This window comes from Salinivibrio sp. ML323 (assembly GCF_001995745.1).
Lineage (GTDB): Bacteria > Pseudomonadota > Gammaproteobacteria > Enterobacterales > Vibrionaceae > Salinivibrio > Salinivibrio kushneri.
Map to the genome: position 1 here is coordinate 16,416 of NZ_MUES01000005.1, position 18,051 is coordinate 34,466.

13 protein-coding genes and 1 pseudogene are annotated in these 18,051 nt (G+C 51.1%); 11 read left to right on the top strand and 3 right to left on the bottom strand.

The window, feature by feature from the left end:
* Nucleotides 1-17: 17 nt before the first annotated feature.
* Nucleotides 18-1,307: a citrate synthase gene (locus tag BZG13_RS05025; protein WP_077485567.1), complete on the bottom strand. Its 1,290-nt coding sequence runs from the start codon at nucleotides 1,305-1,307 to the stop codon at nucleotides 18-20.
* 399 nt (nucleotides 1,308-1,706) lie between these two features.
* Between BZG13_RS05025 and sdhC the strand changes: the two genes are divergently transcribed.
* The 8 genes and pseudogenes from sdhC (at nucleotide 1,707) to sucD (ending at nucleotide 11,163) form a co-directional block, all read left to right on the top strand.
* Nucleotides 1,707-2,099, top strand: a complete 393-nt coding sequence (gene sdhC, locus BZG13_RS05030) for a succinate dehydrogenase cytochrome b556 subunit (protein ID WP_077485569.1) — start codon at nucleotides 1,707-1,709, stop codon at nucleotides 2,097-2,099.
* Nucleotides 2,093-2,443: a succinate dehydrogenase, hydrophobic membrane anchor protein gene (gene sdhD / locus BZG13_RS05035; RefSeq protein ID WP_077485571.1), complete on the top strand. Its 351-nt coding sequence runs from the start codon at nucleotides 2,093-2,095 to the stop codon at nucleotides 2,441-2,443. Before sdhC ends, sdhD begins: the two co-directional genes overlap by 7 nt.
* Nucleotides 2,444-4,128, top strand: a pseudogene (locus BZG13_RS05040) (FAD-binding protein).
* A gap of 14 nt (nucleotides 4,129-4,142) precedes the next feature.
* Nucleotides 4,143-4,853 (top strand): succinate dehydrogenase iron-sulfur subunit, encoded by a 711-nt coding sequence (locus BZG13_RS05045; protein WP_077485573.1) that lies wholly within the window; start codon nucleotides 4,143-4,145, stop codon nucleotides 4,851-4,853.
* A 115-nt stretch (nucleotides 4,854-4,968) separates the two neighbouring features.
* The gene (gene sucA, locus BZG13_RS05050; RefSeq protein ID WP_077485575.1) at nucleotides 4,969-7,779 is read left to right on the top strand and encodes a 2-oxoglutarate dehydrogenase E1 component; all 2,811 of its coding nucleotides are present in this window, start codon (nucleotides 4,969-4,971) and stop codon (nucleotides 7,777-7,779) included.
* A 28-nt stretch (nucleotides 7,780-7,807) separates the two neighbouring features.
* Nucleotides 7,808-9,016: a 2-oxoglutarate dehydrogenase complex dihydrolipoyllysine-residue succinyltransferase gene (odhB, locus tag BZG13_RS05055; RefSeq protein WP_069361413.1), complete on the top strand. Its 1,209-nt coding sequence runs from the start codon at nucleotides 7,808-7,810 to the stop codon at nucleotides 9,014-9,016.
* Between the two features lie 105 nt (nucleotides 9,017-9,121).
* Complete coding sequence (sucC, locus tag BZG13_RS05060) at nucleotides 9,122-10,288, top strand: ADP-forming succinate--CoA ligase subunit beta (RefSeq protein WP_077485577.1); 1,167 nt, start codon at nucleotides 9,122-9,124, stop codon at nucleotides 10,286-10,288.
* A 2-nt stretch (nucleotides 10,289-10,290) separates the two neighbouring features.
* Nucleotides 10,291-11,163, top strand: coding sequence for a succinate--CoA ligase subunit alpha (gene sucD, locus BZG13_RS05065; protein ID WP_046073551.1), 873 nt, complete (start codon nucleotides 10,291-10,293; stop codon nucleotides 11,161-11,163).
* Nucleotides 11,164-11,233: 70 nt separating this feature from the next.
* Here sucD and znuB read toward each other — a convergent pair whose 3' ends face one another.
* Both znuB and znuC read right to left on the bottom strand, forming a co-directional pair.
* A complete protein-coding gene (znuB, locus tag BZG13_RS05070; protein ID WP_069361415.1) occupies nucleotides 11,234-12,025 on the bottom strand; it encodes a zinc ABC transporter permease subunit ZnuB in 792 nt (263 codons plus the stop codon).
* On the bottom strand, nucleotides 12,018-12,782 hold the full coding sequence (gene znuC, locus BZG13_RS05075; RefSeq protein WP_077485579.1) for a zinc ABC transporter ATP-binding protein ZnuC: 765 nt from the start codon (nucleotides 12,780-12,782) through the stop codon (nucleotides 12,018-12,020). Before znuC ends, znuB begins: the two co-directional genes overlap by 8 nt.
* An 80-nt stretch (nucleotides 12,783-12,862) precedes the next feature.
* Here znuC and znuA point away from each other — a divergent pair, with 80 nt between their 5' ends.
* From znuA to BZG13_RS05090, 3 genes are all read left to right on the top strand, one after another.
* Complete coding sequence (gene znuA, locus BZG13_RS05080; protein WP_077485581.1) at nucleotides 12,863-13,759, top strand: zinc ABC transporter substrate-binding protein ZnuA; 897 nt, start codon at nucleotides 12,863-12,865, stop codon at nucleotides 13,757-13,759.
* Complete coding sequence (gene mepM / locus BZG13_RS05085; protein WP_077485583.1) at nucleotides 13,743-15,077, top strand: murein DD-endopeptidase MepM; 1,335 nt, start codon at nucleotides 13,743-13,745, stop codon at nucleotides 15,075-15,077. The genes znuA and mepM overlap by 17 nt, the downstream gene beginning before the upstream one ends.
* Nucleotides 15,078-15,211: 134 nt before the next feature.
* Complete coding sequence (locus BZG13_RS05090; RefSeq protein ID WP_158074866.1) at nucleotides 15,212-17,908, top strand: AraC family transcriptional regulator; 2,697 nt, start codon at nucleotides 15,212-15,214, stop codon at nucleotides 17,906-17,908.
* Nucleotides 17,909-18,051: the final 143 nt, after the last annotated feature.

Here is an 18,051-nt window from a genome sequence, read left to right on the forward strand (position 1 = left end):
GGTATGACATTCGCGCTTTAGCTGCGCTTATCCATTGGGGTAAATTCGCGCTGCGTATACCCGGTGTAAAGCTGACGCGGACGCCCAATTCGCTTGTGCGGGTCGGTATGCATCTCATTCCAGTGGGCAATCCAGCCTATGGTACGAGACATCGCGAAGATCACCGTAAACATCGATGTAGGGATCCCGATTGCTTTCAGGATAATGCCTGAATAGAAATCAACGTTCGGGTAGAGTTTCTTATCGATAAAATAATCATCTGACAATGCGATGCGTTCCAGCTCCATCGCTACATCTAGTAGTGGATCCTGAATTTGCAACTCGTTAAGCACCTCATGGCAGGCTTCACGCATCACAGTTGCGCGTGGGTCATAGTTCTTGTAAACGCGATGACCAAAGCCCATCAGACGGAACGGATCGTCTTTGTCTTTCGCGCGAGCAATATACTCAGGAATGTTATCCACATGCCCAATTTGCTCAAACATGCGCAAGCACGCTTCGTTGGCACCACCGTGGGCCGGCCCCCATAGCGAGGCGATCCCAGCCGCAATACAAGCAAATGGGTTAGCCCCTGAAGAGCCTGCCAGACGTACCGTTGACGTTGATGCGTTTTGTTCGTGATCGGCATGCAGGGTAAAGATCTTATCCATTGCGCGCGCGACCACTGGGTTGACTTCATATTCCTCGCACGGGGTGGCGAACATCATATGAAGGAAGTTTTCCGCGTAATCGAGATCATTACGTGGGTAGATAAATGGCTGTCCGATTGAGTATTTGTAACACATCGCAGCCAGTGTCGGCATTTTTGACAACAGACGGAACGCCGTGATTTCACGGTGCTGGTCGTTGTTGATGTCGAGAGAGTCGTGATAGAACGCGGCTAGTGCACCTACAACCCCGACCATAACGGCCATTGGGTGAGCGTCACGGCGGAAGCCGTGGAAGAAGCTCGCAATTTGCTCATGCACCATGGTGTGGCGCACGATCATTGAGCGAAACTCATCATATTGCTTCGTTGTAGGGACTTCACCGTAGAGCAGGATATAACAGACTTCTAAATAATCAGCGTTATTGGCAAGTTGATCTATCGGGTAACCGCGGTGCAGCAATACGCCAGCGGCGCCATCGATGTAGGTGATCTGCGAGTCGCATGACCCCGTTGCGACAAAACCAGGATCAAAGGTGAAATAGCCTTCGTTTACCAGCTTGCGCACATCAATGACTTCTGGACCGACGGTGCCCTCGATAATCGGCAGTTCGATTGGTGCTTTCCCTTCAATGTGTAGGGTAGCTTTCTTCTCTGCCATAACAATCTCCTTTGTTATTTTATAATCCCATCCAGGATACGGACTCGACCGTTGTACCGATCGACCCTAATGATGTCAATTTTTAACCTATCGATGTGTGCGTCAGTTAATAACTTATTTGCAATGCGCGTTAAATATCTGTTGTGAGATTCCGGTCAATTTTGTGCGTTTGTAATTGTCTGTTACGCCACGTATACTTTTCTGAGGTCTCTGGGCAAATCAGTATCCTAGAGCGTTTAGGGGCTCAAACACCTTTCCTAACTGACGTGATCCATTCGCCAAGAATTGCAGTTATAAGCAATAAGGTACATGAAGCGCGTTACGCAGATGTTGCAGGTCTTACGCTTTGAGTACTGAGGTTCAGAGAGTGTAATAACTATAAATGCTCAATGGAGCTGAGTGGGCAATATCGTGAAAGAAAGAAAGTCAAGACCCGTAAACCTCGACCTCCAGACGATTCGTTTTCCGATAACAGCGATTGCGTCTATATTGCATCGAGTGGCAGGTGTCATCACCTTTGTCTCGATCGCCATCCTCCTATGGCTGCTTAGCCTGTCTCTCTCTTCTCCTGATGGATTTCAATCCGCTGCTGACATTGTCGATAGCTTTTTCGTCAAATTGATCCTCTGGGGCATTTTGACGGCGCTGGCTTATCACATTGTCGGTGGGATCCGTCATTTGATCCAAGACATGGGTTATTTTGAAGAACTGGAGTCTGGCGTGCAAAGTGCGCAGGTTGCATTTGTTATCACTGGCGTGTTGTCTGTGTTGGCGGGGGTTTTAGTATGGTAACGAAAAACATCTCATCGGTCGGGCGCAATGGCGTGCACGACTATGTGCTGATTCGCGCCACTGCGATTCTCATCACACTTTACACACTTTATATGGTCGGTTTTGCCGTTTTTGGCCCTGAGATTACGTATACCTCATGGACAGCGTTTTTCGGCCAGACCAGTACCAAAGTCTTTACCATGTTAGCCCTGGTCTCCGTGCTGATTCACGGCTGGATCGGAATGTGGCAAGTATTGACTGACTATATTAAGCCAGCCTTGCTGCGTGGCATGTTGCAACTTGGCGTTGTGGCCGTGCTACTGATCTACGTTTTTGCCGGTTTCTTTGTATTGTGGGGTGTGTAAGTGAGTATTCCAGTTCGCGAATTTGACGCAATTGTCATTGGTGCAGGCGGCGCAGGTATGCGCGCCGCACTGCAAATATCAGAGCAGGGCCTAACCTGTGCGCTGTTATCTAAAGTGTTTCCAACCCGCTCTCACACCGTGTCGGCGCAGGGTGGTATTACGGTAGCACTGGGTAACTCCCACCAAGATAACTGGCAGTGGCACATGTACGACACGGTAAAAGGGTCAGACTACATTGGTGACCAAGACGCCATTGAGTACATGTGTAAGACGGGCCCGCAATCAGTGATTGAGCTAGAGAAGATGGGGTTACCTTTTTCTCGGTTTGAGAATGGGTCCATTTATCAGCGTCCGTTTGGTGGCCAGTCTAAAGAGTTTGGTGGCGAGCAAGCTGCACGCACCGCGGCGGCAGCTGACCGAACCGGGCACGCACTGCTGCACACCTTGTATCAGCAAAACATTAAAAATAAGACCACCATCTTCTCTGAATGGTATGCGCTTGATTTGGTGAAAAACCAAGATGGTGTGATTGTTGGTGCGACCGCCATGTGTATGGAAACGGGCGAGATTTGCTACTTTAAGTCCAAGGCAACGGTGCTGGCGCAGGCGTGCCCATGCAAGACATGGAGATGTGGCAATTCCACCCAACCGGCATTGCAGGCGCGGGTGTATTGGTGACAGAAGGTTGCCGCGGTGAAGGCGGTTACTTGCTCAATAAAGATGGCGAGCGTTTTATGGAACGTTATGCGCCTAATGTTAAAGATCTCGCAGGTCGTGACGTTGTTGCTCGCTCGATGATGATCGAAATTCGAGAAGGGCGTGGTTGTGATGGGCCATGGGGACCGCACCTGAAGCTCAAGCTGGATCACTTGGGTAAAGATGTGCTCGAGTCTCGTCTTCCTGGCATTCTCGACTTGTCTCGCACCTTTGCGCATGTTGATCCTATCAAAGAGCCGATTCCGGTAATCCCAACCTGTCATTACATGATGGGAGGTATTCCAACGCAGGTATCTGGTCAAGCGATCAAACAAGACCCGCTTGGCAATGACATTGAAGTACAAGGTTTGTTTGCCTGTGGTGAGATTGCCAGCGTGTCTGTGCATGGTGCGAACCGCTTGGGCGGCAACTCACTGCTCGACTTGGTTGTCTTTGGCCGCGCGACCGGCCTTCATCTCGGGGAGACACTCGCCGCACAAGTAGAAGCGCGCGATGCGAGTGAGTCAGACATCGAGGCGTCCCTGGCGCGTGTTAATCGTTGGAATAGCACCCAACAGGGTGAAGATCCGGTTGAGATCCGCAAAGACTTGCAAGCTTGTATGCAAGAAAACTTCTCCGTGTTCCGAGAAGGCGAGGCCATGGAAAAAGGGCTGAAAGAGCTGAAGGAAATTCGTGAGCGACTCAAGTCGGCGCGTCTTGATGACACGTCAACCGAGTTCAACACCCAGCGCGTCGAATGTTTGGAGCTGGAGAATTTGATGGAAACCGCGTACTCAACAGCGGTGTCAGCCCATTATCGTACTGAAAGCCGTGGCGCACATGCGCGTTTCGACTATCAAGATCGCGATGATGAGAACTGGCTATGCCACTCCATCTATAACCCAGAAACCGAAGCTATGTCCAAGCGCGACGTCAATATGGCGCCAGTGCACCGTGAGGCTTTCCCACCGAAAGTCCGCAGTTACTAAGGGGGTCGAGAACGATGAATGTTAAGTTTTCTATCTATCGCTACAACCCAGATGTGGACAATGCGCCATACATGAAAGACTACACGCTGGATGTGCCTGAAGGGTCTGACATGATGCTGCTGGATGCGCTCATCCAGCTGAAAGAGCAAGATCCTACGTTGGCTTTCCGCCGCTCGTGCCGAGAAGGTGTCTGTGGCTCTGACGGCCTCAATATGAACGGTAAAAATGGCCTTGCGTGTATCACGCCGCTGTCGTCACTGATGGACAAGTCGGAAATTGTGATTCGCCCGCTACCTGGTCTACCGGTCGTGCGTGATCTCATCATTGATATGGGACAGTTCTATGAAAACTACGAGCGTGTCAAACCCTATCTGATGAATGATGAAACGCCACCGTCGCGAGAGAACCTGCAAGCGCCGGAAGATCGCGCTGAATTAGACGGTTTGTATGAGTGCATCATGTGTGCATGCTGTAGTACCGCATGCCCTTCATTTTGGTGGAACCCTGACAAGTTTGTCGGGCCAGCGGGCTTGCTTGCTGCGTACCGCTGGTTGGCGGATAGCCGTGATACAGCAACCGAAGAGCGGTTATCTGATCTAGACGACGCTTTTAGTGTCTTCCGTTGCCACGGGATCATGAACTGTGTCAGTGTATGTCCGAAGGGGCTGAACCCAACGAAGGCAATTGGGCATATCAAGTCTATGCTGATTCAGCGCGGCGTTTAAAACGCACAACCAATAACGTAGATAAAAAATGCCCCGTCCTTGGACGGGGCTTAATAACAGGTAACCCGGCCTCAGACCGGTGTTTGGATAAATAACTAGTGGTTAAGGGATAACAATGCAAAATGGCGTGATGAAGGCTTGGATAGAGTCTTCTCATTTGGCTGGCGCCAATGCAACGTACGTAGAAGATCTCTACGAAATGTACCTCAGTGACCCGGAGTTAGTTGATCAAGAATGGAGAGCGGTCTTCGACCAGCTACCAGTGGTGAGTGACACCGCGGTAGAACAACCCCACTCTCGTGTTCGTGATTACTTTCGACGCTTAGCTACCGATACATCGCGTGCAAGTGCTTCAGTCAATGATCCAGACGTAGACGCGAAACAAGTTAAAGTTCTCCAACTGATTAATGCTTTCCGTTTCCGCGGCCACCAACAGGCCAGCCTAGATCCTCTCGGACTATGGAAACGTAAACCTGTACCAGATCTGTCGCCTGCTTTTCATTCTCTTAATGAGCAGGACTTCAACGAAACCTTCAACGTCGGCTCATTTGCGATTGGTAAAGACAATATGCAATTGGGTGAGCTGTATGATGCACTTGAAAAGACCTATTGTGGGTCGATCGGTGCAGAATACATGCACATTACCGATACCGAAGAAAAGCGCTGGATCCAAGGTCGCCTGGAGTCTGTGGTTGGACAGCCGCAGTTTACCGAGCAAGAGAAACTGACTTTTTTGGAAGAGCTTACCGCAGCTGAAGGCCTCGAACGTTATCTGGGGGCCAAATTCCCCGGCGCTAAGCGGTTCTCTCTTGAGGGCGGTGATTCGCTGATCCCGATGCTGAAAGAGCTGATTCGCCACGCAGGTAGCGAAGGCGCACGAGAAGTCGTGGTCGGTATGGCTCACCGTGGCCGTCTCAACGTGCTGGTGAATGTGCTAGGCAAAAAACCCTCTGAGTTGTTCGACGAGTTCGCGGGTAAGCAAGACGATACCTGGGGCACGGGCGATGTGAAGTATCACCAGGGCTTTTCATCTGACTTCGCGACACCGGGCGGTGATGTGCACCTTGCCTTGGCGTTTAACCCTTCACACCTTGAAATTGTCAATCCAGTGGTGATGGGATCTGTGCGTGCTCGTCAAGACCGATTAGAAGACAATACTGGGTCGAGTGTCCTCCCGATCACTATCCACGGTGATGCGTCTATTGCTGGGCAAGGGGTGGTACAAGAGACCTTCAACATGTCGCAAGCGCGAGGCTTCCAAGTTGGCGGCACCGTGCGCATCGTGGTCAATAACCAAATTGGGTTTACCACGTCGAATCCGGCTGATTCACGCTCGACGCAATACTGTACAGATATCGCTAAGATGGTGCAGGCGCCTATTTTCCACGTCAATGCCGACGATCCCGAAGCGGTGGCTTTTGTCTCGCGCTTGGCACTCGATTTTCGCAATGAGTTTAAGCGTGATGTGGTCATTGATTTGGTTTGTTACCGTCGCCACGGCCACAACGAAGCGGATGAGCCCAATGCAACTCAGCCGATGATGTACCAAAAGATCAAAAAGCATCCCACTCCGCGTAAGCTGTATGCTGATGTATTGGATCAACAAGGTGTCGCTAACCTCGAAAAAGCCACGGAGATGATCAATGAGTATCGTGATCTTCTCGACAGTGGTGAATGCGTAGTGAAAGAGTGGCGACCCATGGTGTTGCATTCTGTCGACTGGACGCCTTATCTAGGCCACGATTGGACGGTAGAGTGGGCCAATAAGTTCGATGTTAAGCGCCTGAAAGAGCTGGGCCATCGTATTTGCCAACTGCCAGACAGTCATAAGCTCCATAGCCGTGTTGCCAAGCTCTACAAAGATCGCAAAGCGATGGTAGAAGGCGAAAAGATGGTTGATTGGGGGATGGCTGAGACCCTTGCTTATGCCACCTTGGTCGATGATGGCAAACGTATCCGGATTACGGGTCAAGACTCAGGCCGCGGTACCTTCTTCCACCGTCATGCGGTGCTTCATAATCAAGAAGATGGCAGCACGTATTTGCCACTTGCGAATATCCATGACAAACAAGGGCCATTCGAGATCTTCGATTCCGTGTTATCGGAAGAAGCGGTACTGGCATTTGAGTACGGTTACGCAACGGCAGAGCCAGGCGGTTTAACCGTGTGGGAAGCGCAGTTTGGGGATTTCGGCAATGGTGCGCAAGTAGTGATTGACCAGTTCATCAGTTCCGGTGAACAAAAATGGCGCCGGATGTGTGGCCTGACCATGCTGCTTCCTCATGGCTATGAAGGGCAGGGACCTGAGCACTCGTCAGCACGTTTGGAGCGTTACTTGCAACTGTGTGCTGAGCAAAACATGCAAGTCGTTGTGCCATCGAGCCCCGCGCAGGTCTACCATATGTTGCGTCGGCAAGTGGTGCGCCCCATGCGTCGTCCTTTGATCGTGATGTCACCCAAATCGCTGTTACGTCACCCACTGTGTGTGTCTAACTTGGAAGATCTGACCGAGGGTGACTTCATGCCTGCCATTGGCGAGATGGATGACCTTGAGCCAAGCAAAGTGAAACGCGTGGTGATGTGCTCGGGCAAAGTCTATTATGATTTGCTACAAGCACGCCGAGAGCAAGAGATTGATGATGTTGCCATTATCCGTATTGAGCAGCTTTATCCATTCCCTCTAGAAGCGGTAAAAAATGCGATTGCGTCTTATAGCAATGCGAAAGACTTTGTATGGTGTCAAGAAGAGCCACAAAACCAAGGGGCGTGGTACAGCAGCCAGCACAACTTCCGTGCAGCCTTACCCAAAGATGCTACGTTAACCTATGCCGGACGCTCGGCATCGGCATCACCTGCGGTAGGTTATATGTCTGTACACCAGAAACAACAAAAAGCGTTAGTTCAAGACGCTCTGACCCTAAAGTAAGAACTAGAACATTAAGGATAAATACGATATGACAATCGACATTCTGGTTCCCGATTTACCCGAATCTGTGGCTGACGCAACCATTGCCACATGGCACAAACAGCCAGGTGACTCGGTAACCCGTGACGAAGTACTGGTTGATATTGAAACAGATAAGGTCGTGCTGGAAGTGCCTGCCCCTGCTGATGGGGTGTTGGAGTCCATCATTGAAGATGAAGGGTCAACCGTATTAGCGAAACAGGCCATCGCTAAGATCAAAGAAGGTGCCGTCGCAGGTGAGCCAACCAAAGACGTTCCTGCACAATCAGAGTCTTCACCTGACAAGCGCCATACGGCTTCTCTTGAGGAGGAGACGAACGACGCGTTAAGTCCCGCGGTACGTCGTTTGCTCGCGGAGCATGATCTCTCAGCAGACGCAGTGAAAGGCACAGGCGTGGGTGGACGCATTACGCGAGAAGATGTTGAAGCACACCTTAAGAGCCAGCCAGAGCAGGGTGAGCAAAAAGCACAAAGCCAAGACGTGCCACCTGTGGCGGAACGCGGCGAGAAGCGTGTGCCAATGACGCGTCTGCGTAAGCGTGTCGCTGAGCGCTTGTTAGAAGCGAAAAACAGTACCGCGATGCTCACCACGTTCAACGAAGTGAACATGAAGCCAATCATGGACCTGCGTAAGCAATACCGTGACAGCTTCGAAGAGCGTCACGATATTCGCCTCGGCTTTATGTCTTTCTATGTTAAAGCGGTGGTAGAGGCCTTGAAGCGTTACCCAGAAGTCAACGCGTCCATCGATGGTGATGATATCGTTTATCATAACTATTTTGATGTCAGCATGGCGGTATCCACACCACGTGGCTTGGTCACACCAGTGCTGCGCGATTGCGACAAGCTGGGCTTTGCGGATATTGAAAAGGGCATCCGCGATTTGGCGATTAAAGGCCGTGATGGCAAGCTCACCGTTGATGAACTGACAGGCGGTAACTTCACCCTCACTAATGGCGGTGTGTTTGGCTCATTAATGTCAACGCCGATCATTAACCCTCCTCAAGCAGCCATTCTTGGCATGCACAAGATCCAAGACCGCCCGATGGCGGTGGATGGCAAGGTCGAAATCTTGCCGATGATGTACCTCGCGCTTTCTTATGATCACCGTTTGATTGACGGTCGTGAATCGGTAGGCTTCTTGGTGACCATCAAAGAACTTCTAGAAGACCCAACACGTCTGCTTCTGGACGTTTAATGGCGTTTCCCCGTGTTGGCGGGGGCGTCATTTTGAGGGGACGGAGGTCCCCTCACTTGGAAAGCAAAAAGACACAATAATGGACACTAACACGGATAGAACATCATGAATCTGCACGAATATCAGTCAAAGCAGCTGTTCGCTGAATATGGTCTACCAGTTTCAGAGGGCTATGCTTGCGATACTCCACAAGAAGCTGCCGAAGCAGCCGATAAAATTGGCGGAAACAAATGGGTAGTAAAGTGCCAAGTCCACGCCGGTGGCCGTGGTAAAGCGGGTGGCGTAAAACTGGCCAACTCCAAAGAAGAAATCCGCGAATTTGCGCAACAATGGCTAGGTAAAAACCTGGTGACCTTTCAAACCGACGAAAACGGTCAACCCGTAAGCAAAATTTTGGTTGAGTCATGCACTGATATTGCCAAAGAGCTTTATCTGGGTGCGGTTGTCGATCGCGGCTCTCGTCGTGTTGTCTTTATGGCATCGACTGAAGGCGGTGTTGAAATCGAGAAGGTGGCGGAAGAAACCCCTGAGCTAATCCATAAAGCATCGATCGATCCGCTCGTGGGTCCTCAGCCATACCAGGGCCGTCAACTGGCGTTTAAATTGGGCCTAGAAGGTGAACAAATTAAGCAGTTTACCAAAATCTTTGTGGGTATCGGCCAGCTATTTTTGGATAAAGATATCGCATTGGTTGAGGTTAACCCTCTGGTTATTACTGACCAAGGTAACTTGCACTGCTTGGATGCGAAATTGGCCATTGATAGCAACGCTGTTTATCGCCAGCCAAAGGTACGTGCAATGCACGACCCGAGCCAAGATGATGAGCGAGAGGCCCACGCCGCACAGTGGGAGCTTAACTATGTTGCGCTCGACGGCAATATTGGCTGCATGGTTAACGGCGCGGGCTTGGCCATGGGCACCATGGACATTGTTAATTTACACGGTGGCAGCCCAGCTAACTTCCTCGATGTGGGCGGTGGCGCGACCAAAGAGCGCGTAACAGAAGCGTTTAAAATCATTCTGTCTGACAGCAACGTCAAGGCTGTCTTGGTGAATATCTTCGGCGGTATTGTGCGCTGCGATCTTATCGCAGATGGCATCATTGGTGCGGTCGAAGAAGTTGGCGTTAAAGTTCCTGTGGTGGTTCGCCTCGAGGGAAATAATGCTGATGTCGGTGCCAAGAAACTGGCCGATAGTGGTTTGAATATCATTGCGGCAACATCGCTAACCGAAGCCGCTCAAAAAGTCGTTGCTGCCGCGGAGGATAAATAACAATGTCAGTGCTGATTAATAAAGATACCAAAGTGATCTGCCAAGGTTTTACAGGTGGACAAGGTACGTTTCATTCAGAGCAAGCGATTGAGTATGGAACACAAATGGTCGGCGGTGTATCACCGGGTAAAGGCGGTACGACGCACCTAGGTTTGCCTGTGTTTAACACGGTGGCCGATGCGGTCGAGGCGACAGGTGCGACCGCATCAGTGATTTATGTCCCTGCCCCTTTCTGTAAAGACGCGATCCTAGAAGCGATCGATGCCGGTATCGAGCTGATTGTATGTATTACCGAAGGTATCCCAACGCTGGATATGCTGGAAGTAAAAGTGAAGCTAGATCAAGCAGGCGTGCGGATGATTGGCCCTAACTGTCCAGGTGTGATCACCCCGGATGAGTCTAAGATCGGCATTATGCCAGGCCACATTCATCAGTCTGGCAAAGTGGGTATTGTGTCACGCTCAGGCACATTGACCTATGAAGCCGTCAAACAAACCACTGACGAAGGCTTTGGCCAGTCTACCTGTGTTGGCATTGGTGGGGACCCTATCCCGGGCTCAAACTTTATCGACATTTTGGAAATGTTTGAAAAGGATCCGGCGACCGAGGCGATCGTGATGATCGGTGAGATTGGCGGGACAGCAGAAGAGGAAGCGGCGGCTTACATTAAAGCCAATGTGACCAAGCCCGTTGTGGCTTATATTGCTGGGGTAACGGCACCTCCAGGTAAGCGCATGGGTCATGCGGGAGCAATTATTTCTGGTGGTAAAGGAACCGCAGACGATAAATTTGCTGCCCTAGAAGCAGCGGGCGTTACGACGGTTAAAAGCCTGGCTGATATTGGTAAAGCATTGCGCGAAAAAACAAGCTGGTAAGCCAGCCAAGGTAATCGCATCAATTAAAGCCGCTCTGATGAGCGGCTTTGTTATGCAATCAACTTTGTTGTTATGAGTTTGAACGACTGGGTAGTAGTTGAGCCAACATAAAGACACTGGCTGCTGCCACCACCACAGACGGGCCTGCAGGCGTGTCATAAAACCAAGAGCCTGCCATGCCTAGCATCACCGCAGCCATCCCAATGAGACTAGCAAACGAGGCCATTTGCTCTGGGGTTGACGCGATGCGCCGTGCCGTTGCCGCGGGAATGATTAGCATAGAGGTAATAATCAATGCCCCGACAAATTTCATTGCCAGCGCAATGACCAAACCAATCAGTAGCATCAATAACAGCCGCAGCTTTTCTACCGCAATACCTTCTACCTTGGCAAGCTCTTCGCTGACGGTCATCGATAGCAGTTGCTCCCAGTAATAGGCCAACACACCCAGTGTTAGGCAGGCTCCGATCGCTAACCATGTAAGATCAGCAAACGAGACCGCCAACAGGTCGCCAAACAAATAAGCCATGAGATCGACGCGCATATTGTCTAAAAAACTCACCGAGACCAGCCCCAGTGACAGGGCACTGTGAGCCAATATACCGAGCAAGGTATCAGTAGAGACCAGATGTTGGCGCTGTAGTCCCACCAATAAAACCGCTAAGAGTAAACAGGTGATCACGAGTGCGAGGTTTAAGTCGATTTGTAGCAAAAAGCCTAACGCTAACCCGAGCAGTGAGGCGTGAGCGAGGGTATCGCCAAAGTAGGCCATCCGCCGCCAGACCACAAATGAGCCCAAAGGGCCGGCTATGGCGGCGATCAATAAGCCGCCCATGATAGGGGCAAGTAAGAACTCAATCATGATGATGCTCTTGGTGTTCGCAGTTTACAGGTTGCCCTGCAAGATCATGTTTATGATGATGATGGTGGTGGTAGAGCGCAAGTTGCTCACTGGTTTGGCGACCAAACATTGCCACATAAGAAGGGTGCTGCGAGATAGCATCGGGCTCACCGGAGCAGCAGACATGATGCTGCAAACAAATCACTTCATCGGTTTTGGCCATGACTAAATGCAAGTCATGTGAGACCATGAGTACTGCGCACCCAAGGCTATCGCGCAACTGGCTAATCAGGCTATACATCTCCAACTGACCACTGACATCAACCCCTTGTACTGGTTCATCTAATACGAGCACATCAGGGTGCTTTAAAATCGCGCGGGCGAGCAGCACGCGTTGGGTTTCACCGCCAGAGAGAGTATGCATATTCGCATATTGCAAGGATTCGGCATTGACTGTTTGTAGCGCGTGGCTAATCTGCGCATTGGTATAGCGTGTGCCGAGACGAATAAAGCGATCAACCGTGAGTGGCAGGGTTTGATTCAACTGCAACTTCTGAGGCACATAACCGATTTTTACGTCTCGGGCTATCTGTACTTTGCCAGCGCTCGGCTTAACTAAACCGATCAGTGCTTTAACAAGCGTTGATTTTCCTGCGCCATTGGGGCCAATTAGCGTGGTAATTTGCCCACGCTTTAGTTGCATTGAAACCTTGTCCAGCACATGGCGGCCATTGAAGGTCACCGTCACCGCATCGAGCGAGACTAGCGAGTCAGTCATAGTGAAAAAAGCATTGTGAATTAGAATTGTTATATTATAACATTTATCGCCAGTGAGAAAACATAAGAATGAGAGGAAAGATGACTGCGCGTATTATTGGGGTATTTATTGCACTACTACTGGCATTGCCTGCGCAAGCCATGTCGGTAATGACATCGATTAAGCCTTTACAGCTGATCGCGGCAGGGCTTGTGACACAAGACGATACCGTCGATGTGTTGTTGCCGCCGGGGGCCTCACCGCATAGCTATGCCCTAAAGCCATCGGACATACGCGGTTTAAACCAAGCGGATGTGATGATCTGGGCAGGACCCGAGCTAGAGCTTTTTCTGTCTAAATTGTTGGTGGATAAACCGTCGGTATTGACCTTGACGCAGGTCGAGAATATGCCTTTGCGCCATTTTGATGGCGGGCACCATCATCATCATGGTCACGATCATGGCGAGCACAATATTGACCCGCACCTTTGGTTGGGACCAAAAACGACCCGAGTCGCGGCGCAAGCCATTACAGACGCACTGATTGAGGCCGCGCCTGATAAAGCAGAGCAATATCAGGCCAACCTGACTCGCTTTAATGAACAGCTTGATCAAACCGTTGCCGATATTCAGCAAGATCTCTCCACCAAAGTTCAATCGGGTTATTTTGTCTTTCATGATGCCTACGGTTACTTCGAAGATGCATTTGGCTTGGAAAAAACAGGCCACTTTACGGTTGACCCAAGTCAAAAGCCGGGCGCGAAAACCTTAGTCACTATTCGCCGAGGTTTGCTTAATCACGATGCGACCTGTATCTTCACTGAGCCGCAGTTTAATCCCGCACTGATTGATGCTGTGACACGACACAATGACGTCAATGTACTTGCCTTAGATCCATTGGCGACATCCATTCCGGTAGCGTCTGATAGTTATCAGGTGTTTTTAAAAGATTTAGGAAATCGTTTCACACGTTGTTTAAAGCATGAAACTACTGACTAACTGGCTCGCTGTGACAGCCAGACTTCCTCGCCAGCACAAGCTGGCCCTTGCTTCATTATCTCTTTTAGTTGGCGCTGCCCTGATGTGGCAGCCCCATCCTTTTTCTTCCAAAGAACGGCAATCATTGCCGGCGGTCAATCAACGCCAAGAGCCGGCGACAGTGGATCACAGTGAACCGATTGAACAAGGGTTGGATGCTGATGATCCTGCTTTGAGTGTGCCTGAAGATGCGCTCGAGCAAGACATCACATCTGAGGCGCCCCGTGTTCATCACCACACCGTCGCGGCAGGGGATACACTCGGCGAGATCTTCTCACAGTATGGTCTGTCGATCGGTCAGCTTTACCAAATGCTGGATGTGAACGATAAAGCTGGCGATATTCGCCGTGGCCAAAAAATGGAGTGGCAAGTTGACGAGGAAGGTCAACTGCTGACGTTCACCGTTTATCAATCGATTAAATATCGTGACGACTACCAGTTCGGACAAGATACCGTTGACTATCAGCGTTTGGAAACCAAAGGCGAGTTTGAAAGTGTGACCTTGATTGGACGGGTGAACAGTAGCTTTTATCAGCAGGCGCGCCAATCGGGACTCACGCCTAATCAGATTCAAAATCTGGTCTCGGCGCTACAGTGGCGGTTTGACTTCGGACGTCAATCGCGTCGCGGCGACCAGTTTGCGGTACAAGTAAACAGAGAGTTTATTGACAATAAACCCGTGTCATCGGGTAAGGTCACGGCCATGCTCTACAAGTCGGGCGGTCGAGACATTTTTGTCTATCGTCATCATGATGGACGCTTTTATGATCAGCAAGGGCAGAGTCTGGATCGCGCGCTCCGTCGTTATCCCACCGCAAAGCGCTATCGTATTAGCTCATCGTTCAACCCACATCGTAAACACCCGATCACCGGGCGTATTTCACCGCATAATGGCACTGACTTCGCGACGCCAGTCGGTACCTCAGTATTGGCCGCCGGTGATGGTGTTGTCGTTAAAGCACGCAAACATCGGTTAGCGGGTAATTACGTGGTGATCAAACACGGGCGTGAGTATTCTACCCGATACTTACATTTAAACCGGATTTTAGTGAAGCCGGGCGATCATGTGTCGATGGGGCAGAGAATTGGTTTGAGTGGTAATACCGGTCGCTCAACGGGGCCCCATCTTCATTTCGAATTGCTCAAATATGGCCATCCAGTCAATGCGATGAAGGTGCCGCTGCCTGAAGCGCATCCGGTTCCTAATGACGAGCGTAGGGCGTTTCAGCGTCAAGCTAAACGTGCCCATCAGGCGTTGGCGCAGCGATTAAATGGGTAATGAGTGTCAATTATGTGAGGCCTAGCTCACATTTAGGGTTGCAGGGTTTTATTTAGAGGCAGGTCGCACGACACTACGTCACTAAATCCTGCAACCTGTCTCTCTTCTCGTACATGAAACGCCAATGTCTCTGTTTGTTATGGCTGGCTCTCATCTTTCCTTGCCTACCTTTGCAGGCGCATGATGCGTTGCTCTCATCGTTTCAGTCATACGGCGGTCTTAATGGCCTCGGTGATGTCCGTGATGTGGCGGTGCAGTCATCTGGCGGTATGTGGCTGTTGGATAGCCAAGGACGCATTTATTTTTTTGATGGCCATCAGCGTCATCCACTCAACGATGCCCTTACCTTGCCTGATGAAAAGATACTGACCATTGCGTATGCTCACCAGGCGCTTTGGATGGCAGGGAGAGAACATGTTTATCGTTTCCAGCCAAGTACCAATACGCTTACCGCTTTCCCATTGCCCGATGCCGTTGCACAGACGCGCACTGATTCTGCGCCTCACCCGCGCCAATCGCCACGACTGGCGACGATCAATAATACGCTATGGCACATTCAAAGCGGCCAGATAAGCGTCTATCAACGGGAAGATAAGGCATTTCACGTGTGGCGAACGGGTCCGTGGCGTGCCAATAATGTGTGGTTCACGGCGGGCCATCGACTGTTTGCGGTCGGGACAAGCTTATATCAACTCAGCGACGGGGGAATACGCCAACTGACACGTTTTTCTACGCCGATTACAGCGATCACGGCGAAACAAGACAGAGCATGGGTCAGTACCGAAAAGCGTGTTTATCTGCTGGCAGTGTCGGGCAATCAAGTACAAGCCCAGCACGTGCTGAATACACGTGGGAACTACCATAGAATGACGGTCGGCTCGGGCGGGTTGTGGGCCGCTAATCACAATGGGTTATTTCGACTTTCCCTCGATGGCGTCGCGACGCCGGCTTGGCAGCCAGGCGATCAGCGGATTGCTGGCCAAAGCATTACTTTTTTATGGGCAGATTTTGAGGGTGGGATCTGGTTTTCAACCGATCAGGCGACACGTTACCGTGCACCAGGGCAACGTTGGATCACTCATCAACACCGCGTCTTTCCCAGCGTGTTTACTCATGGTTTTATGGCGCAAAGTAACCCTTGGGCGCTAGAGGGGGACAGTTGGCGCGATTTAAGTGGGTATCGCACTCTACCGTCGCCCTCGGTCGTACCAAGCGACAAATACCTCAGTGCTACCCGAGACGCTCAGCGCCTTTGGTGGTCAACACCGTCAGGTACGCAAGGGATTAATACGCTAACAGGGGCAAGCATCGTCATCCCCGATCGGTTGGCAACCCTGCCTGCTGAGCATTTGTATACTGATGCCGAGGGTACAATCTGGTTATCGGTTGACGATCAGGTGATGCGCTACTGGCCGGACACAATGACGCTAATCAGTTATGGCACACGATGGCAGCCTCATCACGCGGGTAAGGTGTTAGGCTTTTATGATGATGGCCGCGGCAATGTTTGGATCCGTGATCAGCATGGGTTAACACGGTATCGAGAGGGGCAGTTTAAGTCGGTCCCCTTGGCAAAAGACCGGCTACCTGTGCAGGATATGTATACCGACGAACGAGGTCGTTTGTGGCTCACCAGTGCCCATGGCTTATACCAATACGATCCTAGCGCGCCAGACGCCGCGTCATTGGTTTACTTGTCATTACCCGGTGAGCGATTCCACTGTGTCACGGGTAACCGCGATGGCATATGGGCGTACAGCAACCAAGCATTGGTACACATTGCTCCGCGAGGGTTTGTGCGCACATTTCGTCTCCCCTCTGAGGCAGAAAAAGTAGCCTGTTACGCGACCCAAGCCCATCAGCTCACGCTGCTGGCAGGGGATTATACCTACCAGATAGATACTGACCAATTGGCTTTTTCTTTGCGTAAACCGCCAAACGTCGTGATTGGCGCTGTTTGGCAGCAACGTAAGCGTTGGCGTATTGGCCCTCGACAGCAAACGGCGGTGACATTACTCGAGCAAAGCCCCGCCTATCTCGCGTGGGGGAGTTGGCCACCCGAACGACAAGTGACACGCGTACATTATCAGCTCGTGCCTTATCAGCACGCTGGGCAGCCAATGGCTGATAAATTGGCTGCTTGGCAGCAAACCGGTAGTGATACGATTTCCTTGGCCAATATGGTGGGCGGGCACTATCAATTACGTATTGCTATCCCGCGTGATGGCGCCTCCCATACTGTGTTAGACATCTCTGTCTCTCTGCCTCTATTGCCTCACATTATCAATGGCATGGTACTGGCCTGCTTTGTGAGCCTGGTGCTTGCGGCTGTCATCTTAGCCTTGAGACAACGTCACTTGTCGGCGGTGCACATAGACACATCGAGCGTGCCCACATCTGGGTCGCGGGATGACATCGCAGCTGCTACATATCCTCGTGGATGTGAATCGCCCTCATCACTGGCGCTGGATTCAGACCAAGCCAATCAGCGATGGACCGCCGAGTTTGAGAATGTTATCGCGGCTAGGTACCAAGATCCTGACTTTTCAATGGCTCAGATAGCTGGCGCGTTAGCGATGTCAGAGCGTAATTTGCAACGTAAGTGTCGACAGTATTTTGGTGTGACAGTGACCGCTTATGTGACGCAGAAACGGCTGAGTGATGCCGCTACGCGCTTGCAACATGGCCATGCCGTGGCGGATGTGGCTGAAGCGTGTGGCTATCGCGATCCGGCCTACTTTAGCCAACGATTTAAAAGCTACTTTGGTGTCAGTCCCTCGCATTATCGACGCGCGACGACTGATGTGACCGTGGCAGATATCGATGACTAGCGCCGGTGTGAAACCTCAGGTAACGAAATACGTGTAAAAGAAAACGTGGCATAACCGGGGAGCCATGCCACGGGTGTCAACGACACCTTCGCTTGCTGCCGAGGGCGGGGAACCGCCCTGGTAAAAAAGGGGCTGGTCAGATG